This is a genomic window from Adhaeretor mobilis, assembly GCF_007741515.1.
GTDB classification, from domain to species: Bacteria; Planctomycetota; Planctomycetia; order Pirellulales; family Lacipirellulaceae; genus Adhaeretor; species Adhaeretor mobilis.
The window spans coordinates 2,841,933-2,868,581 of the sequence record NZ_CP036263.1 but is presented as its reverse complement, the minus strand read 5'-3'; the positions used below and the strand labels follow the sequence as shown (position 1 = coordinate 2,868,581).

The following is a 26,649-nucleotide window of genomic DNA, read 5'->3' as shown; positions in this document are numbered from 1 at the left end:
AAAACTAGGTAGGAAACAATAAAAGGGCTTCTAGGCAAATGGGTAGTTCAATACGAAATCCCCGGGACGGGATGCTTCTAAACTGACATTGGCGGAGCCCGTAGCGCCAATGATTCTAGCAATGACGTGGCCCAAATATGTTTGGGCCACGTCAAGTGCAAGCTACCCCAGAAACATCATTGCTCGCCTCAGAAGCGATTTTGACGACGTAAGCCAAACATTACTAAGCCGACCATTGAAAAAACCACGAAGCTGGACGGTTCAGGGACACTCGCGGTCGTGATTCTGAGGATAGGAGCGAAACCATTGGTTGCATTGCTCGAGTAGATTTCCCACCCAGCGCTAGTCGTACCACTGTTTCCCTCACGGATAGTAAATCCTAAGCCAAAATTTACCGTTACTGCAGTAGATTCACTAATGTTGTCCTTAACAAACTTTAGCATTCCAGCCGCGGAATCGGTATCAGAATAGGTGACAGTCTGACCTACGCTGAAATCTGCGCCAGGAATGACACTCTCGGTAGAGAAATCATCCCAAACACCTGTCCACAGCAGCGCTGAGGTAAAGGCTTCACCACCCGTTTGCAGCGATGGATCAGAGTTGACAGAGGTGACAGTAGTCATGTCGATGGCCGTCGTTGTAGCGAGCACTTCAATGTCTGGTGTACCACCCGAACCGGTCGGGTCTTTCGACGAAGTAAGAATTAGGTCGGCCTGCACTACCTGCTCTCCAGCAGGCAATACTGGCAGATCGAATTGAATAAGGGGATTACGCCACACGGAGGAGAAAGTCCTGAACTGTAGAGTAGACTCGCCCGAGTAATTCGTATTGCTGCCAGACGTAAGGTAGGTGTCTTCGATAGTCGTCGCATCCACAATAACAGCTTCAGCCAGACCTGGCATGGACACGCTTACCACTAGCGCAGTCAGCAAAGGGACTATCGGGATTCCTAGTAGATGTTTACCCAATCTAGGCGGGTGCAACCCTCCCTCAGTCAAAGTCATAGCGTGAATTGTTCTCATCAGACCAATCTCCCTCTTAAGAAACCCTGGAGGAGATAGCAAATCCAGTATTTGCTACTTGCTACGAGCTATCATGACAACTTGTGATACTAATGTCAATCAATACTTCAATATCTTTCAAACAATGCGTGCCTTTCTGCGTGCCGTCAGCTTGCACAAATGAAATGTTGCTATTAGCATAGGGGAAACAGGCAGGAACAATCAGATTTAATAATAGCAAAAAGTTGCGTTCCTTCTCTTGAAGAACTTGATAATCAGGGCTATCTAGTCCGACCCTATTGGAGGAAGAGCTTTGAAGGACCGTATCTCACCAGAGTGTCAGTTGATTGCAGCCGTTGGAACGCCTCTGGCAGTAGACGAGAGCCTGGAGGCCGCTGCTTTTACGGCACAACTTGACCGGGTGTGGTCAAGCGGAGTGCATGGCGTCTTTGTCGCTGGTACTATGGGTGTTGGACCACTCTTGGCCGATGCCACCTACCACCAATTAGTTGAGCAAGCGGTAGATATCACCCGAGGCAAGGGAAACCTGATGATCGGGGCAAGTGACCTGAGTTTTGCCAGGACTATGGATCGCATCAAACTGCTCAATCGGTACGAGATAGGCGGAGTCGTTGTTCTCCCTCCCTACTTTTTGCGATTCAGCCAGGAAGAATTGATCGCTTATTACAGCTCGTTAGCCGATGCGTCGCGGTCGCCACTCTACCTTTATGACCTCCCTCAGCGCACGTATGTGGAGATCGAAGCAACCACCGCTTTAACGCTTGCGGAACATCCTAACATCGCGGGCATTAAGTGCTCAGGGGATCTTGACCAAGCTCGGGAACTGATCGGTTTAGTTTCGGAAGCGGACGTGAAGTTCCACGTGATTGTCGCGCAACCCAGCAGATTGCATGACTTAGTTAAGGTAGGTGTTACGAGGCACTTGGACGGCATCTACTCACTCGCTCCGCAATGGGCCGTCGGTATCGTTGAGCACACGAAGAATGGTCGCGATGACGCCGCTTGCCGCTTGCAGAGCGACCTGTCTCTATTGCTTGAAACAATGCGGGACCATGGTGGGATCTCGGCTTTGACCGTATTGATGAACTCGGTAGGCATCTCTGGTCAATTTGCGCCGCGTCCATTTCGCCAGCTCACGACTACTCAATGCCGCGAGTTGCTTGCGGAACCGATAGTGCTGAAATTCCTGGAGTCGGAGCGTCGCGTGCCTCAGAACAATAAAATCGACATGGCAGAAACCGGAACAGGTTCTCGGAGATTCCATGTCCACGAAAAAACGCCTACTGCTGGAAATGTATTATCCAGGAGAGTTTAAGAGTAGGCTCACAATTACTTTAGTGGAGGTCAACCCTGATGTATTGCAAGACGGCATTTAATCCGTTAACGCTGGCTACGCTTCTCTTAGCAGTGTGGGCGCCGCGAATTTCCAATGCAGAGACAACAGGCTTGTATACGTTCGACACGATGGCCAGGAATTGGAGCATCGAGAATGGACCTGAGCGATTCTTTGATGATTCTGGGAATGATCTGCATTTTGATGTGACCGTTAACCTTGGTACGGTCGGCCTAAGTTCGGACGTACCGAGTGTCGCTCCTCAAGATTCACTATCGCTCGACTACAATTTCCAGCGAGGATTAGAAACGCCCTCAACGGATCTGTTTACGATCGGTACAACAGGCCAGTTAACGGTTGAGTTTTGGTACAAGCCACTCCTTACCGACACACTTCGTTTCATTCTTTCGACGACGAATGGACCAGATACTTGGTCTATCTCTCAGGCCACTCCTCTAGTTGGTGGAAAACAGGGGATCGACATATTCACAAAAGATTCTAATGGCGTTGTGGACCGGAAAAAGACTGAGAACCAATTCCTAGACGACGCTAATCCAGAGTGGAGCCATATGGCTTTTACTTTCGACAACGCTACCGGCTTCATGAAAATGTACCGTAACGGAGTTCTCGAAACTTCATCGATCAACTTTGGTCCGTATGCATCGACTTCTCATACGTTAAGACTCGGTGCAGAGAATCCTAGTGACACGTTTTCAGGCAAGTTCTTGATGGACGATCTGCGCATCAGTGATGTAGCACTGCAACCCGGAACCGGCAGCGGAGTCGGAGAACTGGCCTGGAACGCCAGCTTATCTGAGGGCCCGGTTGCTCAGCCCCGAGACCCTAACTTTGGAAAGAACTGGGTTCGCAATAATCCTTTTATGATCAGTGCCTGGAGTAAACCTGCTGATCAGCAACTTTATAAGGACGCGAATTTCCAAACTGCCCTGAGCAGCGAGGCACTGCCAGGCATTGCCGGCCACTTCCTTGGTTCCTTCAATGAGCTGTCCGACGAGGTCCGCACCAGCGTGCAGTGGGGGATCAATGCCGGAGTTACGGGTTGGCTCCTGCGGGATGAGGTGCCGCAAGATAAAATTGCGGGTGTTGCCGATGCCGCCGAATACGTCCGATTAGTGGATCCCGATTCATTGATCTATGTTAGCCTTGCCGGTATCAACCCGACCTATGTGGATGATGTCATTACGACAATCCAGCCCGATGCATTCATGTACGGATTCTATCCATGGGAGGGTGCAACTAACACGACCGACAAGCTCCGTGCGCACCTGGACAACATGCAGACGGCGCGACAAAAGTCGCTCGAGTACGACATTCCGGTCTTCTCCTTTATTCAGTCCTTTGATGACCTGAACAATCCCGAGCAAAACCCGAATGACAACAATCGATTGCCAAGCGGTTCGGAATTAAGGACGGAATTATTTACTAAGCTCGCGGCAGGTTTTAAGGGAGTTTCTTACTATCTATTCGATCTAGAGAATCAATCACCGCGATTTGAGAACGCTCTACTAGACGAAAACGGGATTCCCAGCGAACTTTACCCACATGCTCAACAAGCCAATGCCGAAGTACTCGCACTCGGTGAATCCTTGCGATACTTAGAAAGTACTGATTGGAGAAATGTGTGGGGGGGGGTCACCAGCTTTACGCCTAACACTATTCCATCATGGGATCTTAACGCTGGCCAAGGTCAAATTGATAGTATTTCGATCGATGGTCCTGCTGCCGATCTGAAGGATGCAATGGTCGGTTATTTTGAGGACGATCTTGGCGAAGAGTACTTCATGCTCGTGAATATGTGGCATGGAGTTGGCCTTGATCCAGACGATCTGATTGCGGACTTCACAGTTGAGTTCGATAGCTCTATCGATACGATTTGGCGACTGAACCGTTTGACAGGACTGGTTGAAGAGATCTCTCTAACCAGTAATGCCTTCACGTTTAGTCTCCCAGGAGGCACTGGTGATCTCTTCAAGATCAACAACAGCAATTTTGCGGGGCTGTTCTTGTCGGGAGACTTTGACTTGGATGGTGACGTCGACGGGAATGACTTCCTGTTGTGGCAATCAGACCCAAGTATCGGAAATCTGTCTGACTGGCAATCGAATTACGGCACATCAAGTTCGACAGCTTCACTTACGTCGGCAGCCACTGTAGTGCCGGAGCCAACAGCTGGACTGCTCTTTATGCTAGGAATCATGGCTCTATCGAGCGTTCGCAATAGGACCAATCTATATGGGAGACAGTCTAATGAAACGACATGAGCTAGTCATACCGAAAAACAGAATCGGTAAATTCGACCGACATTATAACGGGATCGCCTGGGCAAATCCGAGCAAGGTGCTGCCGCGGCTGTCCTCCACTTTTCTAGTCGCGGCACTGATAGCTGTTTTGATCGGGTTGCCCAGGGTAAGTGGTGCCGTCTTTGATGCCACACTGGTTGGAGACACTTTCATCTCTTCAGATGCTACTGAGAACACGACAAATTTTTCCGACAGCGCGGTGCTAAAATTTAGGACCCACAGCTCTACTTGGCGCAATCCCTTAATTCAGTTTGATTTACCCGTACTGCCTGCAGGCGAACAGATTGTTCAGGCCGAACTGATTATCACCTCGGCGCAAGATACGACTGGGATTGGCGGTACTCCCGATATTGAAGTGCTCGCTACAACGACGGCCATCGACATGGCCACTGTCACCTATGTCAACTCTACTCCATCGCTGCAAACGGGTGGTGAAGACTTTACCTCAGCGCTGCTGTGGACAGGACTTGTGGGAGACTTCGATTCTAACGGCGTAGTTGAGGGAGCCGACTTTCTGCTTTGGCAACGGAACGCGACTATAGGCAACCTATCCGATTGGGAAGCTAACTATGCTTCCCCAAACTCGCCCAGGGTTTGGAGTGACTTTTCGACCGAAAGCGTTATCCCGGGTGAAGACTTCACTACAGGTCAAGTCGTTACGTATGCCGATACAGATGGTGCAGCGGGGATGCTCAAGTTCGTTCAAGATCACATCAGCGGTTCTGGAACGGTAACGGTGAACTTTGGTTTGGGATTCGTTCTACGCGAGGGCAACGATGGAACCTCTTCCGTCGGTTGGACAATCCACTCAAGCGATGGCTCTGGAACTGCACCAATCCTGCGTCTCACTACTGAGACGGTCCCTAGTCAGTCGGTTGCATTTGCAATTCCGGAGCCGATCGGTGGATTGCTTTTAGCATTAGGGCTCATGGCTCTCTCAGCAGTTCGTATTAAGACAAACTAGATGCTTCCAATCATTATTTGACAAGAAAAGGAATTGTGCTATGGGACGTTCCAGTTGCATCGAATCCCGGCAAGATCATGCGAGGTTTGCTTCGGCGCTAGAATCCATGATAACCACTGACTGTCGCCAATCTCCCAGAGGCAGGACTCGCTCGACTGGCTTTACATTAGTGGAGTTATTAGTCGTCATTGCGATCATCGGCGTCTTGGTCGGTCTGCTTTTGCCAGCAGTACAGGCCGCACGTGAAGCCGCTCGTCGTTCGCAGTGTCAGAACAACCTTAGGCAAATCGACCTCGCACTCCTCAACTACGAGTCGGCTCAAACGACTCTTCCCGCTGGCGGAACGAGCGAAAACGGACTTGCTTGGACCGTCTTTGTTACTCCTTACTTTGAACAAGGAGTATTGCACGAAGGCTTTGATTACAGCGCTAGTGCAGGGAGCTATACTGGCAGCGGCAAGAATGCGTTAGCGATCAATCGACTCGACGTGTTCTTGTGCCCAAGTCAACCAATCTCACGGTCGATCTTGTCGCAGATCTCGCTAGGAGGCAGTCAGACAGAAGTGGTCAATGGCGAAGATCCCTACACCACTCACTACATTGGTGTGATGGGTCCGAAAGGCAGGAATGACTTTGCAACTGAGTTCCTGAACTATGAGTATGAGGGGAGTTTTTGGGGTGCTGACGGTGGCGCCGCAACTCAAGGAGTCCTGGGCAAGGATCGGTACGTCAAGTTATCGAAGATTACAGACGGCACGTCCAATACCTTTGCTGTAGGTGAGATCTCGTGGAGCGAATGGACACGCTATCGCTCTTGGATGCGTGGTGCCACGCTGGGGTCAGGATCCAGCGTGGGTGCATACATGGGTTCTTCCAAAAACCTTTACACTGTGATCAATGAACCCGCTGAGCAAGACAGTGCGGGCAACTGGCTCGTTGCGGGCGGCTTCAATGATGGAGGGTTTGGCAGTGAACACCCGGGCGGAACCCACTTCGCAATATGCGATGGCTCATCCAGATTCATTAGTGAAGCTACGGAATTATCCGTCCTGAAGGCTCTAGCAAGCATGAATGGCTCAGAAGTAGCCGCACTCGAGTAAGATTGGAACTACTAGCACCGGGCAAAGCAACAATATATGCGGGTACAACCTCTGCCTGATTGTCTTTTCGAGGTCACCCAAAACACCGAGTTTGCAGCAGCTGGAAGCTGGCAATCTAGACTTCTCGAAGTCAAACACGGCAAGAAACTTAGGATCGCGATCGATGCTAGTTGATCTATTTTATTTGACTCTACGAAAGGGACTTGTCTCAGCAGTTCTGGTCTTCGCCCTGGTTGGGTGCGTTGGCGAGGAGGGCATTCCTCGCTACAACATTCGAGGAACTGTAACTTTTAAGGGAGCGCCCGTCCCTGCAGGCACTGTCCGTTTCCGCCCAGAAAGCAAATCGGGCAGAGATGCTCCCTCTGGATACGCACTCATTCAGCAAGGGCAATACGATACTGCTCTGACTAAACGAGGGACAATCGGCGGGCAACAAATTGTCGAAATCCGTGGGTTTGATGGGAATACTGCTCCAGAAATGCCAATGGGATCCCCTCTCTTTGATGGATACCAGACCCAAGTGGATCTCCCAACGAATTCCACTGAGATGGATTTCGAAGTAGGGAAGACGCAGTAGTGTAAGCCACTAAGATGCGTTTTCTTGAATCCTTGGTAACGACCTAATCGTTGCGCACCTAAATGGGCAGCCCCTGCTTGGTAGGGATTGTCTTGACGAACTTTTCCACCCCAAGCGAAGGAGACTGCCACGATGGCAAGTGTAACCAAGGTCGTGTTGTGACTTCTTTTACCAGGATCAGTTCAGAGCTACTCATGGTCAACGCTAAGCGAAACAACTATCTGTCTCTATTGAATGGTGCAAGTTTTCGGTTTCTACTTTCCGCCGCATGTTGCACGATTGGCTCGCCCTGCATTTGGGCGTCCCTCATCCCGGACCTGACAACTATTACCTACAACAGTGCAAGTCCCACATTTCACTTTGGCGGTGAAGACGGAACGTCACGATTGCTTTGGACTGATTTGTGGGATTCTTCCGTAAATCTGATTCCTGGTGCGGACTATAGTGTTGATGAAGTAGTCACTTATAGTGACTCCGCCTTCACAGGCGGCCTACGCGAACTAATTGAAGAGAATATTTCCGACTCGACAATGTCTGAAATTACCATTGGGTTAGGCTTTACAACCCGTGAGGGCAATAGTGGCACGAGCAGCCTCGGCTGGTCCATCTATTCTCGGGAAAGTTCTGGCAATGCCCCAGTTTTGCGAATCACGACTGGAAACTCATTGATTTTGAACGCCTTGCTCCTGGAAGATACGTATATTTCCAGTGATATTTCAGAATTTGATACTAACTTCGCAAGCAGCAACACTCTCAAGCTTCGAACTCATTCATCCACGTGGCGGAACCCGCTCATCCAGTTTGAGTTACCAACGGTTCCTGCCGGGGATAGTGTCGCTCAGGTCGATCTTATTCTTCGCTCAGCGAGCAATACGACTGGCGTAGGGGGAACGCCTAATATTGAAATTCGACTAATAGATAATTCTGTTGGCGGAGTGTCGTTCGTCGATCAGACGGCCTCTTTCTTACCAAACGCCCTTGGGAAAAACTTCGCAGCAATAGGCGACACAAATAATGACGGCCGACCGGACCTGTTTGCCAACGGCCAGGTCTGGACAAACCTCGGCGGAACTAGCTTTGGGCTTAGCCAACTGGGTTATGATGGAAGAATCGTATTAGCTGACTACAATAATGACGGATTTCAGGATGCCCTCGGGTTTAAGAGCGGAGAGTTTGGGCTCTTTCACAACGACGGAGGTACTGGATTCACACGTGTGGATGCAAGCTTACCGACAATGCCAATGTCGAGCACTATAGGTGCTGTCTGGGCAGACTTTGACAACGACACCTTCGTTGACCTGTACGTCGGCGGTTTTGAAAGTACGACCAACACTTATCAACCCGACGCCGTACTAAAAAATAACGGCGGTACATCTTTCAGCATCAATTGGCAGCAGACTGGAGATATTGACCCGGCTCGTGGCGTGACGGCCGCCGATTTCGATCGGGACGGCGACGTGGATGTTTACGTCTCCAACTACCGCTTAGAAGCTAACCTACTAATGGTCAATGATGGGAATGGCAATTTCGAGAATAAAGCAGCTGCGAGAGGGGTGGAAGGGCACTTCAACAGCTCAAACATTTCTTACGGCCACACCATAGGTTCGGCCTGGGGTGACTTGGACAATGACGGTTATCTTGACCTATTTGTAGGAAACTTCAGTCATCCCGCTGCCTATCAAGACCGCTCCAAATTTTACCGGAATAAGGGGCCCGAAGGTGGATTCGAGTTTGAAGACATGAGTGCCTCAGCTGGGCTAGATTGGCAGGAGTCTTTCGCCACGCCGACTCTTGGAGACTACGACAATGATGGCGACCTCGACCTGTTCTTTACAACCGTTTACACGGGCGGTCACTCCGTGCTGTATAGCAACAACGGTGACTGGACCTTTAGCGATGTGACTTCGCATGTTGGTTTACGTGTAGATGCTCTCGATAGCGTTATCAATTACCAGGCTGCATGGGCCGACATCAATGACGACGGATTCCTGGACCTAGTGTCTGGAGGCAGGATCTATGTCAATCAAGGCAATTCGAATCACTGGATGAAGGTTAAGCTGTTTGGGGATGGTTCCACAATCAATCGAGATGCGATTGGAGCTCAAGTATTTGTTTACCGGGAAGGTGAAGATGTTGTTATGCGACAAGTAGAAACCAGTACCGGTCAGGGCAACCAAAACGATATGACGCTACATTTTGGCCTTAGTGATTACGAGGGTTTGGTAGACCTCATGATATTTTGGCCCAATGGTGACATAGACCATCTGAGCGGTTTTTCGCTCGATCAAACATTGGAACTCTACTATGGAGTGGCCGGAGACTTCAACAGAGACGGATTCGTCGACGGATCAGACTTTACTAAATGGCAACGTGATCCAAATGTGGGTCGCTTGGCCGATTGGCAGGCAAATATTGGAAACCAGTCACTCGATGCAACAGCAACCCATGTTCCCGAACCCTCCGGCGGCCTGATATTGGCATTCGGGCTGTTTACGATGAGTGTAGGTGCCCGACGGTTTAAACGGCAACGCTGATCCCGCTCTGCACAAGCTAGGTCACATCCATTGGTAGCGTCCGCCATATCAAGACCACGCCGCAGGTTCTAAATATCACAGGTAGATATGCTGTATTTGGATGAATTAATCCAAAACGAATATTGAAACTTCATTCCAGTAGACTTCCGAAGCTACGTCATCTTTCGAACCACAACTGAAGACCAGAGCATCGGCAGAACTCGATACTTCGGATATTTTCTGAAGATTGATTTCGTCCCTCCTCAATTGACCGTCGATATAGAGGTCAATTTGATTCGATAAACGCTTTCCCCGTAATTCAAAGCTGTGGTATTGGTCGGCTGAACCTACAACGAGATTAATTGCTGGCTTGTTCCCCCCGATGCGCACTTCGAGTTCAGCGTCGTTGATGCGTGTGAAATGAAACCCGATTTCAATACCTGAGTTGGCAATCGACCAACCGGGATCGCTGGACTTAGTAATTGACCAACAAACAGATCCACTTCCAGAGAGCACCTTGGTCCTCACCTTGAACTTCCAGCCTCGGGCGAGCATCCGTTGGAATTCTATAGGTGTTAGTGTCCTACGATATTCGGTGTTGCCCCTCTGATTATCGCTGCGGATCCTCCAAGCTAAAGTGCCTGAGTCGGCAATACCCTCCATCACTACGCCCGTTACATTGCCTTTCTGAGAAAATCCCTGAGCAACTGGGTGAGGGGATGCAACTCCTTGATTGGCAGAATAGCCTGCAATCAGGAGTGGATTTTCAACCCATTCTCGGCTGATGAATGCGTCGGCAAAACGTCGACCAATTTCCAGCTTGGCATCTCTTCCGAAGTGTATTGCATCGCTTTTAAGAGGCAGGTCGTTTGTTTCGCAAAAACCGACTTTGCTCTTCCCCCTGGCAAGTGAATTCTGCAGAGCTGTGGTCTTCACTCTAGTAGCACCAGCTTTGCTTGATGCTAATTCGCCAACCACGGTGTACATACTTGTCGCGGTACCAGGATAATCTGCGTTGATGTGGGACTGCACGCAATCGACCAGGGTCTGCAAACGCGTATCAGCTAGGGCCGCCTCGTCGTCGTTATTGCTTTCACCTTGCAAGTACATTAGCCCTTTGATCTTGAATGTGTCTCCAGAGTTTCGAATACTAGCCAGAGCAATATCGATTTGCTTCAAGAGGTGATTGGTCATGTGACCAGTAGTCGGTAGCCAATGCCTATTGCCCCCTCCTCCACGACTCACTTTAATGACCAAAACATTCGAACGCCCCGCCTCAAAAAGTTTGCGGGAAAATCCAAATTCAGGTCCCCAGAAATTCGGATTGACTCCGTCTCCTTGTTGCATGATCAATTTGGTGAGTGAGCCGGCTGAATCACCGTACAAGGTGATGTTGTTCGGATCAGAAGAAGAGGGCGCAACGTTGGACCAATAGAAAGCTGTATGGACATCCGCAGGGTGTGTACCCGGGGCACTGGCTGTACCTTCAAGCTCTGTAGTGCCCAGTGAATTGCTTTGTCCTGTGAGAATGTAAATATCAAAGCACTTGGCCTGAGATAGACTGGCACCAGCCAAGATAACGATGAATGCTATTGCTCGGAGAAATACCATTTCAGTTGTAATTGCCTTTTTCTCAGACGTTTGGCGAATGCAACAGTGTTCTGACAATGATAATCAATAGAAAAACTATGGAGAGGCCTGCTTCACGAACGGTCGATGCCGTGGGATCTGTGCTTTGAAGTCTCCTAGGCTATGCCAATACAGACGATGGTCTAGATCAACCTCTGCGATTGCTACTGTGCCCCAATCTTTAGCCTGCGATATTACTCGGCCATCTTGGTCGTAAATTGCTGAGATTGTCCAATTCGCGGAGACATCTGTGTAAGTACTGCTTACAAGATAGACGTGATTCTCACACGCGCGGGCGGCAGCCAGCAACGGATTACATCCATCGACTGGCCAGGCAATTACCTCAGCGCCTCGATTGCTTAGTTCCCGGGCTACTTCTGGAAAGAATCCATCATAGCAAACCATCATGCCGATCTTACCGAACCGTGTCTCGAAAACGGGGAAGTCATCGCCAGGTGTGACGCCATTTTCAATTTCACCTCGAGGCAAGGTCGTTTTTCGATATTTCCCAACTACCTTGCCATCGGGGCCGATCAACACGGCTACGTTGTAAACGAGATGCCTCTCGCGTTCAACCAACCCGGCAACGATGTACATGTCGTGTTTTTCAGCCAGTTGTCCGAAGAATTCGGTGGATGGTCCGGGAACAGGTTCACCACTTTCGGAAAAGGTACGGCCCGTGGAATAGTAATTAAGTGTCTCAGGCAGAACGACAAGCTCAGCATCCCTACTCGCGGCATCTTCAATAAAGGGTAGAAATTGCCTGCATTGGTCCAGCGAAGTTTTCCCCTCCTGAGGACGATAGTGGACTGTCGCTAAACGCACCTTGCGAGGTTTCGCGGCGAGAGTGGGGATCAGTTGAATATCTGACCACTCGACGCGCCCTTCCGGAGCCCAGCGATAAGAGAGCTCAACAACTGCTTTAGTAGCCGATTTCGGAACCCGATAAACGGATGAAACTATACTCCATCCGTTCGCATCAGCTCCTCGCCCGGCTGGAAACTCAGGTTCTGCCTTCGGGCGTGAATCGGGGTTGTAAGAAGCCCCTGAGATTTCATCATGCGTGACGTAATTCCCCGAATCGTCCCGCCACAAGATTCGAGCGACTGCTGCCCGGCGCGGTGCCTCGATATTGTCGGTTCGGTAGAGTGCCGTGAACTCAACATATGTCCCACCTTCAACATCGAACTCCTTTTCCCACCAACCGACAAGGCCTGCTTTCTCGTTCGCTGAAATTGCAAGAACCCCATTGCCTGAGGGTCCACTCGTGGGATCATAAGAAAACGTTGGGCGTATCTCTCTTCGTGGCGATTTAGTTTTCCAACCTAGAGGGGCCGCAGTATCTTCGGCATGGGCGTACATGCCGAAGATCAAGATGATGCAACAGATGATAGAACCAGACTTCGAATGATACATTTGTCTCCTCTTTCTATGGTTTGCTACACTCTGTGAGCTAGACCTCAACGGTGGATGCATAGAAGAGATAGCGGGGAACGTGTGAACCCAAAAAAGTCTTCACTATCCAGGTTGCCAAGAACCAATTCTAACTATTGATGATGTCAATGATTGTCCGATTGTTTTATCCCAGGCAGTGATTCCTGGATTTCTTCCATGATCTTCCAGCAATTCAGTTGCATTCTTGGCAAATGAAATGGGCCTTTCCAGTGATTTCCTTTTAGCGACACACTGCGGCGACCATCGCGGTGCAAATAGCCGAACCATTCCCCATGCTCTGCATCGGGGAAATGCTCAAAAGCCCAGTCATGTGCTAAAGTGTGCCAACGAGCGTACTTAACTTCTCCGGTCAACTGGTAAGCCAGTAGCGTAGCGATAATGACTTCATTCTGCGGCCACCAGAATTTCATGTCGTGCCAATATTCTTGAACGGGAAGTCCCTTTGCGTCGACAAAGTAGAGCATCCCGCCATAATCACGATCCCAGCCGCGCTCCCACATCCAGTCAAGCATTTGACAACCTAGACGGATAAGACCTTGGTCATTCCGGAGCTTACCTTCCCGCATGATGAACCATGCTCCTTCAATAGCATGGCCAGGGTTAAGAGTGCGTCCATCAAAGTGGTCGAGAAGTTCACCATTTGCACCGACCGTTTCCATAACACATTGGATATCTTCCTTCACATGAAGTGTCTGGATTCTTTCAATCCAGCGATCAATCCATCTATCGGCCTCTTCAAGGCCAATAGATTCTCGTAGTTCTTGCGCCACATTAATCGCGATCATCGGAAAGCCGATGGCCGTCATCGGCCGGGTGTCAGTAAACTTGGCCAGACTCCCTTTGCCGTTGAAACTATGATCAATGAATTCCTGGAATGCCTTGCGAGCCTTCTCAGCGTACTCGTCGCTGCCGGTCGCTTTTGCGAATTCTCCGTAGGCAATTGCCGCAAAGCTCTCTGAAAATGCATAGCGGCGTTTTCGCAACGGGTTCCCGTCACGCGTCAGCAGAAACCACATCCGACCGTCACTCTTATCAAAGCAATATCGATCAATGAAGTCTATGCCATGCCTAGCGAGTACTAACCAATCGTCTCGTGACTCAACTTGGTTGTGCAATTTCCCAAGCAGCCAGGTGAAGCGCCCTTGTTGCCATACGCCTTTGTCATCATCAATAACTGTGCCATCTTGTCCTAGACTCATGGTGAAACCACCATGCTTACTATCTACGCAATGGTTTATCCAAAATGGAATGACATCCTCTAGCAGTCCGTCGCGATAAACGCGAATCAACTCTTCGATTCGATGTCGACTCAGTGAGGTAGCATTATCATCAAGCCGTTCAGACATGTTGTTTCCCGGTGGTCGAGATTACAGAGTGCGAGCCGCAATCTCGTCATTCAAGCTTGCTGAATGGACTGTCGTGAGCGGCATCATTCGTGTGAATTGTAAGTCCTGCAAGCGATTGGTTTTCGGATGGATACAGAATGCTAACCGCGTAGCCAATAAGGAAGCTTGAGCCGACACCAAGAGCAGGATAGAGGAAGAAATGGATATGTGTGTATGTTTTGACTGAGTACAAGACAACTGCTCCGACAATTGCGCCTGAAATGGCACCAAGGCTGTTGCCACGCTTGGTAAAGATTCCCAACATGAAGATGCCCGCCAGCCCCCCGATTGCCAATCCAGCAAATTCCAAGAAGAGATCCCATAACGAATCGATTTCATAGGTGGCTGCAAGTAATGCCGCGCCGGTTCCCAGCATGCCGAGTACTCCCGTTAACCGGCGGGCAAGTCGTAGTAAGTCTCGATCGGAACAATCGGAGCGAAACCGCTTGTAGAAGTCGATGGAAATGGTAGTAGCCACACTGTGAATGCTGCTGTCGAGACTCGACATGGCGGCGGCGAATAGAGCTGCTAGTACCAGCCCAGAAATCCCGACCGGCATATATTCCACTACAAACCAGGGTACAATTGCATCCGTTTGCATCGCAGGGTTTAATTTTTCAGGATGCGTTTTGAAGAATGCGAATAGGGCTGTACCGAACAAGAATACGATCAAAGCCCAAGGGATCGACGCTGCAACATTGGCCCATAAAGCTCTCGAGGCTTGTTGGATATTCTTCGTGGAGAGATAACGCTGAACGACTGTTTGGTCGGCGGTCAGGTCAGACGTCCGCTGAAAAACATTGCCAACAAGAACGACCCAGATTGCAGTCGTAGTGATATTAGTGTCCCAGTTGATCAGGCGAAACTTATTATTGGCTTCGGCAATATTCAGGAACCCCTCAATACCGTCTTCCAGGCCCATGACGGCAATAATCATGCCGAGCAAAGCGCCGCCCATCAAGACACCTGCTTGTAAGACATCGGTCCAGATCACAGCGTTGATCCCCCCCATCACGGTGTAGGCGGTACTTAAAATGCCCATGATGAGGATGCTCGCATAGACATTCATCCCGGTAACTACCGAGAGCGCAAGAGCTGGCAAATAGAGCACAACCGCCATCCGTCCTAACTGAAGAAGTATGAACGAAAGACTACCGTAGAGTCGTACAGCTAGATTAAAACGGTGTTCTAGATATTCATAGGCAGTGGTCACATTAGGGCGATAGAAAAATGGAATGTAATACCGTACGACAATCGGCACCACGATGAACCACGTTAAGATACCTGTGAAATAGACCCAGTCCGTGGCAAATGCCTTGGCAGGTATGGCCATGAACCCGATTGAACTGACCTGCGTAGCCATAATGCTTAGCCCGACGGCCCACCAGGGGACCGTTTGCCCACCCAGCATATAGTCGCTAGAGGAACTGCCTTTCTCAGAAAAATGCCAGCCGATATACATGAGCACCAGCAGGTAGAGCGCTAGCATGGTGTAATCGACAAAATGGAAAGCACTTTGCCATGGCTTGACGGTCGCTTCAGCGACGCTTGAAGTAGGCAAATTGTCGGTTGTATGCCCTCCTGCAACTACGATTCGCCCCTGCCATTCGACTGCCGTAGCCATGGCAATTGGCGAAGTAAGCTTTCCTTGGTAGCTCCACGAGTCGGTGATCGTCTCGTGAGCAAAAATCTTTGAACTTATGATCGATTCTGAAGCAGCCGACTCCCCGCCCAAATGAGCGTCATTACCGATCCCCCCGATATAGAGAATGGTGCTAGGGCCGTAAGCGATCGCCGATGAGGCAGCGAGCGCAATAGGTGGATCAGTGAGTCGACTCCAGCTTTGGGATGCACTTGAAAAACAATAGCTGCCACCTGCGGAGTTGATAGATTGACTTGCATTGCTACTGATTGGGGTGGAAGAGCCGTTCAATAAGAAGAGTTTGCCATTCTGGGCTGTTAACGCAGAGAAAAAATAGCCTTGGCCCGGCCATGGTTTGATATGCTGCCATTGGCTTGCTTCAAGGTCAGCAAACGAAAAAACCTTGAGCGACAAGAACTGTTTTTTTGTTTCGTTCTGCTCCGCATCCTTAATCCAACAGCCAGCCAGGAACACCTGGTCTCCTAAACGTGCCGCTGAGCACATGGCAAGCGGTTTGGGCATATCGCCCAGCTGATCCACATCTATCTGTTCTGACACTGAATTCCAGGTCAACAAGTAGACACCGGCCTTGTTCCCTTCGTTGTCGCGACCTCCCATGCAGAGCAATCCGTGCTCTGTTGTGACAGCTGCACCATCAGCAAGCGCTTCGTGAAGATGGCCGGCAAGCTTCCACTGTTCGGCGTTTGGCTCTAGCACCAAAATCTCATCCCTGAAGTGTTCATTCGCTGAGTCCTGTTCGAGATCAACAGTACGTCCTCCCGCAACGACTAAGAAACCGCCCAACTCGCCAATAAAGGCTCCTTCGACTCCTGCAGGCAGTGAGGGTAAGTTACTCCATTCCAAAAGTTGTGAGTCCTCCGCTCCCGCATGGACTATCGGGTTGGTTATCCCCAAGACGAACAATAGAGTCCAAACCAGAATATTAGAGTGCGTGCCCATGGGGATCCCCTTCCTTTAAAACGATGTCCGAGGGCCACTCCAATTGGACGCCTTGTTGTTCGAGGAAACTCTGAAATTCCCGGCGGAGCTTTGCTGTTCGATATACGCCGCGCGGTGACTGCGATTTCTTCAAGCAGTAGCACGCCAGCAGGCCCGCGACTTCACCGACATTCCATTCGACGGGATGCAAGCGATAGCAGCCCCCTGTGATGTGCGTAACTCCCAGATTCTTTGCCGCTGGCAGGAGATTTTCTATTCGAACTGGGATGAGTGCTCCCAACGGAATTTGGAATGGTAGAGCCTCGACGTCGAGATAGTTCTTACCGCCAGTTGTGGGATGCAAATCTATCCGATAACTTCCGATGCCTACAGAGTCTTCAAACTGTTGGGCCCGGTTGCCATTGGGCCTCAACTTCGCGGAGACGTGCTGTTGGCAAACTGTAAACTCCGCCTTGATTCGACGTGACTCCCGAATATACGGATACTTAGCCAGACCATCGTCCGTACCCACTACATCCTTTCGCAGTCTCAGACCTGGGTAGCCTAGGCCACCATCCGTCCTCGGGGCTTCAGTCTGGAGCCAGTAGAGTAACGATAAGCTTAATTGTTTGGCATCTGCCAAATGTCGATTGTTTTCTTCAGCCGAATCATTCAGCAGATGACCAGGTAGGTAGTCGATCATTGGCCAATTGATCGCACAAATATCGCTGGCGAATGTGCCGGGTTGAAAATTATCGCGAGCGAGAATGCGGCGGTACGACCAGAGGCCGGAAAATGCCCGTGAACTTTCGTGGTGAGGATTGAACTGATACTCCACAGTTTCCATTGTGCGCGGATGGCAAGCCTTCCAGTCCAGCAGTTTGCCCGGCCACGAGGGCTTCAACGGAGGGACATACTCGCGCCAAAAATCATACCTGCTAGGTTTCTCGGACGTGTGGTCTTCTCCTTCAATATGATCGATGGCGAAGCAAACCGACATGGACTGAACATCCGTCGCATCAGATTCCGTAGCAGCATCCGGCTCATCCGTCTGAGTGTGAGACTCACGGCCAACTGAGAATTCAATATCACCCAATGACAGTAGATCGCCTAGTTCGGTGGCATCCAGCACATATTTGGCCGCGATGGTTTGGTCAGTTCCTATGGCTTCATTGCGGAAAGTTACCGCTGATATTCGATCACCAGCCCCTAGTTCAACTGCAACAGGTTGATGTCGCAAAGCAATCGTTAAAAGCTTCCTAGAAACATAGGGGGCCAGCATCGCTCTCAGCACTTCCAGCGCCACGATCGGCTCATGGCACAAGGGAGAGACCCAGCCGTTTCCAGGATTAAGAAACTCCCGCTTACGAGCGCTAGCCGTAAGTGGGTAATTATTACGATAGAAGTCGCGAATATAGTTGCGGAGTTTTCGGTAGCTTGCCGTGCAACCAAACCTCTCTATCCAACCATGCTCGTCAGGAGGGACGGCTTGAGACGTTAGCTGTCCGCCGATCCAGTCCGTTTGCTCTGTCATGACTACGCGATATCCGGCTTTCGCAATAGCCAATGCCGCCGCACATCCGCCAAGCCCACCACCGACTATCAACACGTCTGTGGATTGTTCTCCTGTCATACTATTGTTCCTTCGGCCCTATAACTCATCAGTCTGTTCTGATGTCTCTGACATAGACGAGGAAGACTGGTTTTGGTGATATACCATCCAGTTGCTTCAGCATTCTGGCTTGGCATGCCTAGAGGAAATTCTCCTTGAGCTGATCTCAATATTAGCCTAAACTGCATCATTCTAGATCCGGCAGCATGGAGAAACGGTTCGGACGCCATTAATTATGATATATCAATAGTGGCGGAGTCTATGGGTTTCTGCAACTATCAAAGATAATTTCAAACTTGGCAATGCGACTCGAGGATTCAGTGAGTGAAACTCTAAAGCAGCGAGCCTACTCCTATTTATTCCAGAAACTGTGCAATGGAGAATTGCGCCCAGGAGACCGGCTTTCTGGTCGATCTGTTGCTAAAGAGATTGGTGTTAGCCCTATCCCTGTGCGTGATGCCATTGGTCAATTGAACACTGAAGGCTTCTTTGAAACTCGACATGGTGGTGGTACTTTCGTGCCCGAGCCTAGCTACGAAGACCTAATGGACATCTACGATCAGCGTGAAGCACTAGAGTGCCATGCTGTTATGCGCATCGCAGAATCGCCTGAAGCACAAGTCTTGGAGGCTCTCGATAAATGCGGCACGGAGCTTACCGCTTTGCTCGACGCCTTAATTGAAAACCAAACCTCCAAAAATAGAACATCGATTCTTGCCCAATGGTCACGAGTAGACGCCGAATTCCACGACACTATCATGCGTGCAGCAGGAAATCGACGATCTCTAGAGACAGTCTTGCACTTGCGAGTTCGAACACGGATCTATGGTTTGCAAATTCATCACGAATCAATCGATTCATTACGTCACACTTGTGGGCTACATGAAACGATTCTAGAGAGAATTCGAAATAAGGACGCCGAAGGGGCGAGACTGGCAATGATGGAGCACATCCGATCGGCCTGCCGACTACTGATTGAAGCTCACTACCGAAAGCAAGGCAAGTTGAATGTTTCAGTCAGAAAAGTCAGTGTGAATACAGATGCAAACTGACTCGACTACCACCGGCTAAGCCCGATGGGTTTGAAGAAAACCGAACAATCAGTGGAGCAATACGGACAGCGAACCGATGGAAAACTGCCGAGACCGAAATCATCCGCTGCCTATTTCGACCTCGGTAGCGTTACGTCGTCTAAACATCCGACTGAATCGCTCGCATGCAACTAGGAGCCTATCTCAGCACCCGAGCCATCCTAAGCGGAGTCCATGTGAATAAGAATGGCAGCAGTGCCAAGTAGTTGTTGAACTTCTTTTCCAACGAATGAGAAGCTTGTAAGAACGATTGACCCAAGAATGTGTGCGTTCCACCACCCATCGTCGCACCTTGAATTGCGGATGCTTCTACCGCTGCGATTCCTCCTGCCCACGCGATTGAACTTGCGGTCGGTAGTAGCGGTGCTGAAAAAATCGGCAAACTTCCTTCGATTGATATCGGATGTCGAGACGCGTTTACTGATGTCGCCGGGCAGTAGGCTGAGGGCTGTGAATGGGAGGCCTACCGAGAGTCGCCTTCAGAAGCTTGGTATCGTAGGTGTTGGCGCCACTCACTTTCACTCCCAGTTGAACGCCGCGAGCGCCTGTGGGAATCGACCGCTTGGCACCCAGCTTAGCACGATCCATCGCATTAGTTCCGGTACTCCACCCCACCCAGAGACGATTTTGGCATCGCTCCGTCAACGCTTTACTAATTCCACTGAATGCCTTTCAGTTAGTCATGCTCCAGCAGGGAAGCTTTGTGCAATTTGCATAAAATGCCTGCTTCGATCTATTTTTGGAAGTAACGATGCAAGGCGCTTCCTGAGTAGGACTCGCGTGAGACTGCTTTCCATTAAACGCCTGTTCTGGGGACCTATAAGTCACGTTTGGCGACGACTTTCAAGTCCGCTCGCTACCGCGCACCTTCTAGACTTCTCTGATAGCGAGGCAGCATGGGCTGCATTCGTTGCCAATAAGCTTGCCCAGGAGCCGCCCAACGTAAACATATTTTCCCTTCTTTGCCATCGAAAGCACCTCCGTGCTGGCAGGTAAGTGATCAACCACTCTCTGTACAATCCCACATCAAAGTCAGTTCAGTTATGCGATAGGCACCAAGTCAAATTTGCCCTTATATGTCACGTATTGACCCACGACACTTAACCGCGAAAGGACGAGAAAGATGAACGTTGTTATTTCAAAAGACACAAGAGAAATGGGAGAACTGGCTGCTTCCAAAGCTGGTGAGTTGATTAAGCAGGCCGTTGCCGAACGAGGCTCTGCCAATATTGTCGTTGCCACGGGAGCCTCCCAATTTGAAACGTTGGCTGCATTGATAGTGCAGAAGGATATTCCTTGGGAGCAAGTTACGGGATTTCACCTGGATGAATATATTGGGATTTCCACAGATCACCCGGCCTCGTTTTGCAAGTACCTTAGCGAACGCTTTGTTTCCAAGGTGCCGTTGAAAGCTTTCCATTTTATCGATGGAATGGCTAAGCAAGTTGCCGATGAATGTTCTCGCCTATCCGATCTGATAACAGCTCATCCGATTGATGTTGCCCTGATAGGCATAGGCGAAAACGGCCATCTTGCCTTCAACGATCCTCCTGCCGATTTTGATACGGAAGTACCTTACTTGGTGGTTTCGCTGGACGAGGCATGTCGTCGCCAACAACTTGGCGAAGGCTGGTTTTCGACGTTTGAAGAGATCCCAACTCAGGCAATTAGCATGTCTGTTCGGCAAATCCTCAAGTCAAACGCCATTGTCTGTAGCGTTCCCGACGAACGGAAGGCAGATGCAACGGCGAAGGTCATTGAAGGGCCGATTACCCAGGATGTTCCTGCATCTATCTTGCAATCGCACCTGGCAACGACCATCTTCCTGGATCCACCCGCCGCAAGCAAACTGTCAGAATCCATGTCTGCCACCCGCTAGGAAGCAAGGAATCCATGATTAACGGCCCCCAATACTTTGACCTGCAAGTCAACGGCTACGACGGCGTTGATTTCAATTCCGACGATGCTAGTGGTAGAGACTATCACCGCGCGTGTACACGCTTAGCGAACGATGGCGTGGAAGGGATCCTGGCTACGGTCATTACGGATGATATCGATGCCATGGTTTCGCGACTCCGGCGAATTGTTCGGGCTCGCGACGAAGATGAGATCGTACGTAAGGTCATACAAGGCATTCACATTGAGGGACCTTTCATCAACGAACGAACAGGGTATGTTGGTGCCCATCCGGCAAATTCTGTTCGGCCTGCGGATACCGAGGTGATGCTCCAACTGCTGGAGGCGGCAGAAGGACTAACCCGCATAGTGACACTGGCACCTGAGCGTGACGGCGGACTAAAGGTAACTCAACGACTTTCTCAGGAGGGAGTAATCGTCTCAGCCGGACATTGCGAAGCACCGCTTGATGTCTTGCGAGCAGCAGTCGATTCAGGACTGTCCATGTTCACTCATGTAGGCAATGGATGTCCCAAGGAGATTGACCGCCACGACAATGTCATTCAGCGAGTACTCAGTTTTGCAGATCACCTCTGGTGCTGTTTTATCGCCGATGGAGTACACATTCCGTTCTATGCACTTGGCAACTACCTCCAAGTCGCAGGCGTTGATCGATCGATTGTTGTGACAGATGCGATCTCCGCCGCCGGCCTGGGGCCAGGGCAGTACACCATCGGAGGGCAACAGGTCGATGTTGACGAGTATGGAGTGACATCGATTGCTGGTGACAAATCTCATTTGGCAGGTTCGGTTGCAACCATGACTACGAGTGCTGATAACCTTCGCAATCACCTACATCTCGATGAAGATTCGATATGCATGCTTACCTCTCTCAATCCCCAAAAGGCTCTTTCACTAACCTAGGCGAGACTCGTGCACTTGCTTCTCAAGTGCGCAGGCCACGACAAAGGTGGCTTCCAGTGAATTAGCTCAGAGTGATACCACCTACCTACCAAAAGATTTGAGTCATGGATTCTATGGCCAGTTCCACCCTGACAACCCGACGTGTCGCATTAGCCTTCCTAGCACAGGGCAATCGCATCTAAATGACCGAATACATCGATCTCTGCGTAGAAGTCATTTCAGCGGTTGGGTCGGAATCTAACCGCCGATAGCATTTCTAGCACGGAGGTCGACGTATGGCGATTACAAAATCCCCTGTCATTCTTACACACTTCGAGGAACTTACCGATCCTCGCATGGAACGGACCAAGCGACATCGGCTCAGCGACATCGTGGCTATCGCCTTGTGCGGCGCAATCTGTGGAGCCGACTCGTGGGCCGATGTCGAGCGATTTGGCAACGAGAAGATCGACTGGTTCCGCACCTGGTTGCCTCTGGAGCATGGCATTCCCTCGCACGACACGTTGGGTCGTGTATTCTCGCTGCTGGACACCAAAGAATTCTACCACTGCCTAGCGAACTGGGTTGCCAGCCTGCAACTCGATCTGCAAGGCCAGACCGTGGCTATCGACGGCAAGACACTTCGCCGGTCTTTCGACCAAGCGTCCGGCACAGGAGCCTTGCACCTGGTCAACGCGTGGGCCAGTGATCTTCATCTCTCGCTCGGACAACTCGCGACGGAGCAAAAGTCCAATGAAATCACTGCCGTACCACGGCTTTTGGAGATACTGGCCATCGAAGGGGCAGTCGTCACGCTCGACGCGATGCATTGCCAGAAGCAAACTGCTGAGAAGATTCGCCTAGCGGGTGCTGATTACGTTTTGCAAGTGAAAGGCAATCAAAAAAAGATGCATGAGCAACTGCTCCAGTTGTTCATTGACTACGGCGATCAGGATTATCGTGGCGTGCGTCGGCATGTCACGGTGGAGAAGAATCACGGCCGCGATGAGCGTCGCGAGTATTACGTCGCTCCCGCGCCCCCAAAACTGTCTGAGCAGTGGCGTGACCTTCGCTCGGTTGGCATGGTTTTTCGCTATCGTAAATCGGGAGAGAAGCTGAGCGAAGAGACTTCCTTTTTCATCAGCAGCCTGCCCCCCAAGGTCAGGTCCCTAGCAGGACATGTTCGTAACCATTGGAGTGTGGAGAACTCACTGCATTGGTCGCTGGATGTAACTTTTTCAGAAGATCAAAGCCGTCTTCGGAAAGGCAACGGCCAAGAAATCGCTGCCGGAATGCGTCGCTTGGCGCTCTCCATTCTCAAGCGAGACACTACGCTCAAAGAAAGCCTGCGCGGTAAATGACTCCGCGCAGGTTGGAATAACCAAACACTGCAAGCCATTCTCACGAGTATTCAAGCGTAATTAGATGCGATTGCCCTGGGCACTAAGGGTATACCTGAAGCGACTCAGATCAAACTCTTTCAAGAGTTTGTGAGAATCGAAGATCGATTTCCTGGCAATAAGTCAGCACAGCGACCCCACAAACAGAAACTCGATAAGAAGTACAGCATTGACGCAGAATATGAGCTGAGGCTCCTTGGCTGGGCTATTGAAAAAAAGTGGCCTTTGCCACCACCTCCGTGAATCGGGCTACAATGAGCTTCCCGATCGATTCTTGCAATAATGAAGCGAATCGCTGGGCAAGGCCTTGGCCAGCGTGTCAGTCTCTGCCATTTATCAAACGAAATTCCCGTGGTAAGAATTGTGAAAACCGAGAGACCAAGACATGAAACTAGAGCATGACCTTCAGGAACTAATCATGGCTACCACGTTGGTTCTTATTGAAGTGCAGTGTATAGACCATTGCATTTCGGGCTCAGCAATTTTGCACAAAGTGCTGCAAGAGAACGACTTTCCAGAGGCGTATCCGCTAACTGTTGGGGTAAAAATCGTAAACGTATCTCATACTGATACTGGAATAATGCTAGGAAAGGGAACGGAACCTATGCCTGGCATGTGGCCCGGGCACCTAGTAGTGGTCGTCCCAGAATATAACGACGATGACCATCTGTTGATTGATCTGACTTTGGGGCAGGTGAATGGCAAGGTTGAAGGAATTGAAGTTGAGCCGTTTGTTGGCAAAGTTGACAACAATTTCATTCACGGCCTGCTGCCAGCAAGATGTACGGCGAACGGCTGCAAGCTAACTTATGAAGGATTTCCGAACGATGACAGCTTCCGTACGGAAACAAATTGGTCAAACGTTAAGGGGTTGGATCAAGCTGTGGAGATGGTAACCGAGCGTCTAAGCTAAGGGCGATTGCGTGTTCGTGAGTCACGACCTCAACTAATGGCACCACAACACGTCGCCTCGACTCCTTCGAAGGAAGTTATAGGCGACAAAGGCCACGGTGGGACCCCCGCCGTTTATTGTGGGACAAGTTGTCAACGGGATACGGCACTCAAACATGAGTTTCCTGCTCCGGTCTGTGTGGCGATCATCCATCCCTAGGAATTGTCCGAATGGTTTCGCAGATGCTTGGCCACGCCGGAAATCGTCAGGGGAGTTGTAGCGGAGCTAGTCTTGTCCTAACCAAAGTACTCACGACAACTATTACAGAAGAAGTCACCTGGGCGACCATTGGACCGCAAATGAACTTTGGTCGTTGCAGCAGCGATTCGTGTCGTCCGCCCGATGATTCCCACCTGAACCGACGCTGTATCCTCTGATCCGCAATTCGCACAGCTGGGAAGGCTGGCCGACTCGAACCCCAGAATCATTTTTTTGACGCCTTGGTAGTCTTGCTCGAAAGCATCGAGTTCTTCTTCGCTCACTTTTAGCATTGCCTAGTTCCTTGGTCGTTTTCCAATTCTAAGAGCAGAGGGCAGCGATGCCTTCCGGCAACTCTTACCTAGCCGTTGGATTCGGTTGTCAGCCAGCGGTGAGCCTCTCGGTAGGGGAAAACTCCCCAATTCAAAAACTCCCCCGCTAGCGGTATAGTAGGCGACTCGATCTGCTCGTCATTACGCCGTGCAGCTAGCATTGCGTAACCTTCATTGGTTTCCTTTGCCTTGCGCCATGCGATAGACCATTACGAAATCCCAAATGCCCGCTGGACTTAGGCCGCAAATGTTGACATAAAAAGCGATTGCAAGTAGTGGACGTTCTGACATCCGACCCCAGAATTGTAGATCTGCGACTCCCGCAATATTTCAATCGCCTTCGATATGAAGTGGCTCTATGAACGTTAAATGCCCCCACTGCAAGAAATCACTCAAAGCACCTGACTCCCACGCAGGAAAACAAGGGCAGTGTCCGAACTGCAAAGGAGTGTTTATTGTTTCATCACTTACCTCCTCTACAGCGCGTCAACCGTCCGAACAGAATATTCCATCCGAGATCAAGAAGAACTGGTTCGGTAAATATCAATCCCGTTACGCATGTCCTTCGTGTGAAGAAAAGTTAATAAGTGGCCCAGATGAAATTGGTTGCCAGATATCCTGTCCGAGTTGCAGCACTGCCTTTGTAGTTCCGGGCAAAGAGCAGCTCTCTGCAATCGAATCGCAAAAGAAGCGTGAAGATGCTGAAGCCCAAGAAAAGCTTGAACTCGAACAACGGCAAAAGGAAGAAGTCGCCGACGTAAAACGCAAGCAGGAGGAAGCGAGAAGACGCGAAGAGCAGCGTATTCAGAAGGAGATTGCTGCTCATCCCTTTGACTATCCGATCGACTACACTGTCACGAGCAACGGTATGATCGAGTATAGGGATCAATACTTTGAAGTGATGCAAACAGAGCTAAGAGTTAATCCCGATATTGATTGCTCCGACGGCAAGTTCATCATTAAATCGATTCGACTCTTTAAGAAGCGGGTCAACATGACTAAGAAGGAGAACGCCAACGAGATCCGTGAAACGAAAGCTCACTTCCGTGATTCGAAGCCTCGAATGCACAAATCGCGAAGCAAGGGACTAGTCGCAGGCTTGGTTAATATCGGAGTTGAAGTCTCACGGGCTTCTCATGCGGAGAATTTCGAGAATGCCCTAGAGCCGCTTGAGGCCCGGAAGGAACTGTACGACCAAATCCAGTTGGGATGCGATCAGCTAATCCACGAGGTCGAGCTTCGGATGGCTGAGAACTAGAAACTTACCCTGGTTACTCGCGAATCGGTTCTCGTCCATCGACTCAAAGACTTCCGAAGCTTACATGTGGTCATATGCATGCCAAGACTACCACAATATTGGGGGTGGATAGAACTAAGCCGTCAACC

The 26,649-nt window shown here is 50.3% G+C and carries 20 protein-coding genes and 1 pseudogene; 11 read left to right on the top strand and 10 right to left on the bottom strand.

Features of this window, described 5'->3' with window-relative positions; all coding sequences use genetic code 11:
• Positions 1-188 precede the first annotated feature (188 nt).
• The gene (locus HG15A2_RS11300; protein ID WP_145060356.1) at positions 189-1,022 is read right to left on the bottom strand and encodes a hypothetical protein; all 834 of its coding nucleotides are present in this window, start codon (positions 1,020-1,022) and stop codon (positions 189-191) included.
• A gap of 292 nt (positions 1,023-1,314) precedes the next feature.
• Between HG15A2_RS11300 and HG15A2_RS11295 the strand changes: the two genes are divergently transcribed.
• The 5 genes from HG15A2_RS11295 to HG15A2_RS11275 all read left to right on the top strand — a co-directional run bounded on the left by HG15A2_RS11295 (position 1,315) and on the right by HG15A2_RS11275 (position 9,850).
• Complete coding sequence (locus HG15A2_RS11295; protein ID WP_218932509.1) at positions 1,315-2,337, top strand: dihydrodipicolinate synthase family protein; 1,023 nt, start codon at positions 1,315-1,317, stop codon at positions 2,335-2,337.
• 38 nt (positions 2,338-2,375) lie between these two features.
• On the top strand, positions 2,376-4,637 hold the full coding sequence (locus HG15A2_RS11290) for a LamG domain-containing protein (protein WP_145064028.1): 2,262 nt from the start codon (positions 2,376-2,378) through the stop codon (positions 4,635-4,637).
• Entirely contained in the window at positions 4,624-5,640 is a 1,017-nt protein-coding gene (locus HG15A2_RS11285; RefSeq protein WP_145060354.1) for a hypothetical protein, read from the top strand. Before HG15A2_RS11290 ends, HG15A2_RS11285 begins: the two co-directional genes overlap by 14 nt.
• Before the next feature lie 106 nt (positions 5,641-5,746).
• The gene (locus HG15A2_RS11280; protein WP_218932557.1) at positions 5,747-6,739 is read left to right on the top strand and encodes a DUF1559 domain-containing protein; all 993 of its coding nucleotides are present in this window, start codon (positions 5,747-5,749) and stop codon (positions 6,737-6,739) included.
• A 771-nt stretch (positions 6,740-7,510) separates the two neighbouring features.
• Positions 7,511-9,850: a CRTAC1 family protein gene (locus HG15A2_RS11275; protein WP_218932508.1), complete on the top strand. Its 2,340-nt coding sequence runs from the start codon at positions 7,511-7,513 to the stop codon at positions 9,848-9,850.
• A 105-nt stretch (positions 9,851-9,955) separates the two neighbouring features.
• On the opposite strand, the gene HG15A2_RS11270 is transcribed toward HG15A2_RS11275, so the two are convergent.
• The 5 genes from HG15A2_RS11270 to HG15A2_RS11250 form a co-directional block, all read right to left on the bottom strand.
• Positions 9,956-11,497, bottom strand: coding sequence for a sialate O-acetylesterase (locus HG15A2_RS11270; protein WP_145060351.1), 1,542 nt, complete (start codon positions 11,495-11,497; stop codon positions 9,956-9,958).
• Positions 11,498-11,515: 18 nt separating this feature from the next.
• Entirely contained in the window at positions 11,516-12,874 is a 1,359-nt protein-coding gene (locus tag HG15A2_RS11265) for a carbon-nitrogen hydrolase family protein (protein ID WP_145060350.1), read from the bottom strand.
• A gap of 143 nt (positions 12,875-13,017) precedes the next feature.
• Positions 13,018-14,259, bottom strand: coding sequence for an AGE family epimerase/isomerase (locus HG15A2_RS11260; protein ID WP_315851222.1), 1,242 nt, complete (start codon positions 14,257-14,259; stop codon positions 13,018-13,020).
• 46 nt (positions 14,260-14,305) lie between these two features.
• Entirely contained in the window at positions 14,306-16,558 is a 2,253-nt protein-coding gene (locus HG15A2_RS11255; RefSeq protein WP_218932507.1) for a sodium:solute symporter, read from the bottom strand.
• 325 nt (positions 16,559-16,883) lie between these two features.
• Positions 16,884-18,512 (bottom strand): FAD-dependent oxidoreductase, encoded by a 1,629-nt coding sequence (locus HG15A2_RS11250; RefSeq protein WP_145060348.1) that lies wholly within the window; start codon positions 18,510-18,512, stop codon positions 16,884-16,886.
• A gap of 299 nt (positions 18,513-18,811) precedes the next feature.
• Between HG15A2_RS11250 and HG15A2_RS11245 the strand changes: the two genes are divergently transcribed.
• Complete coding sequence (locus tag HG15A2_RS11245; protein ID WP_218932506.1) at positions 18,812-19,543, top strand: GntR family transcriptional regulator; 732 nt, start codon at positions 18,812-18,814, stop codon at positions 19,541-19,543.
• 178 nt (positions 19,544-19,721) lie between these two features.
• On the opposite strand, the pseudogene HG15A2_RS25120 reads toward HG15A2_RS11245, so the two are convergent.
• Together HG15A2_RS25120 and HG15A2_RS23955 are read right to left on the bottom strand one after the other, a co-directional pair.
• A pseudogene (locus HG15A2_RS25120) lies at positions 19,722-19,876 on the bottom strand (IS5/IS1182 family transposase); the annotation flags it as partial.
• A 123-nt stretch (positions 19,877-19,999) separates the two neighbouring features.
• On the bottom strand, positions 20,000-20,170 hold the full coding sequence (locus tag HG15A2_RS23955; protein WP_218932505.1) for a hypothetical protein: 171 nt from the start codon (positions 20,168-20,170) through the stop codon (positions 20,000-20,002).
• A 535-nt stretch (positions 20,171-20,705) separates the two neighbouring features.
• Here HG15A2_RS23955 and HG15A2_RS11240 point away from each other — a divergent pair.
• From HG15A2_RS11240 to HG15A2_RS11225, 4 genes are all read left to right on the top strand, one after another.
• Complete coding sequence (locus HG15A2_RS11240; protein ID WP_145060346.1) at positions 20,706-21,461, top strand: glucosamine-6-phosphate deaminase; 756 nt, start codon at positions 20,706-20,708, stop codon at positions 21,459-21,461.
• A 14-nt stretch (positions 21,462-21,475) separates the two neighbouring features.
• A complete protein-coding gene (locus HG15A2_RS11235; RefSeq protein WP_145060345.1) occupies positions 21,476-22,402 on the top strand; it encodes an N-acetylglucosamine-6-phosphate deacetylase in 927 nt (308 codons plus the stop codon).
• Positions 22,403-22,677: 275 nt separating this feature from the next.
• Positions 22,678-23,742 carry an ISAs1 family transposase gene (locus HG15A2_RS11230; protein ID WP_145060344.1) on the top strand — a complete coding sequence of 355 codons (1,065 nt, stop codon included), beginning with the start codon at positions 22,678-22,680 and terminating at the stop codon, positions 23,740-23,742.
• A 424-nt stretch (positions 23,743-24,166) separates the two neighbouring features.
• Positions 24,167-24,694, top strand: a complete 528-nt coding sequence (locus HG15A2_RS11225) for a hypothetical protein (protein ID WP_218932504.1) — start codon at positions 24,167-24,169, stop codon at positions 24,692-24,694.
• 275 nt (positions 24,695-24,969) lie between these two features.
• On the opposite strand, the gene HG15A2_RS11220 is transcribed toward HG15A2_RS11225, so the two are convergent.
• Both HG15A2_RS11220 and HG15A2_RS24805 read right to left on the bottom strand, forming a co-directional pair.
• Entirely contained in the window at positions 24,970-25,224 is a 255-nt protein-coding gene (locus HG15A2_RS11220) for a hypothetical protein (protein WP_145060342.1), read from the bottom strand.
• Positions 25,225-25,292: 68 nt separating this feature from the next.
• On the bottom strand, positions 25,293-25,424 hold the full coding sequence (locus HG15A2_RS24805; protein WP_261342162.1) for a hypothetical protein: 132 nt from the start codon (positions 25,422-25,424) through the stop codon (positions 25,293-25,295).
• A 197-nt stretch (positions 25,425-25,621) separates the two neighbouring features.
• On the opposite strand from HG15A2_RS24805, the gene HG15A2_RS11215 reads away from it, so the two are divergent.
• The gene (locus tag HG15A2_RS11215) at positions 25,622-26,521 is read left to right on the top strand and encodes a zf-TFIIB domain-containing protein (protein ID WP_145060341.1); all 900 of its coding nucleotides are present in this window, start codon (positions 25,622-25,624) and stop codon (positions 26,519-26,521) included.
• Positions 26,522-26,649: the final 128 nt, after the last annotated feature.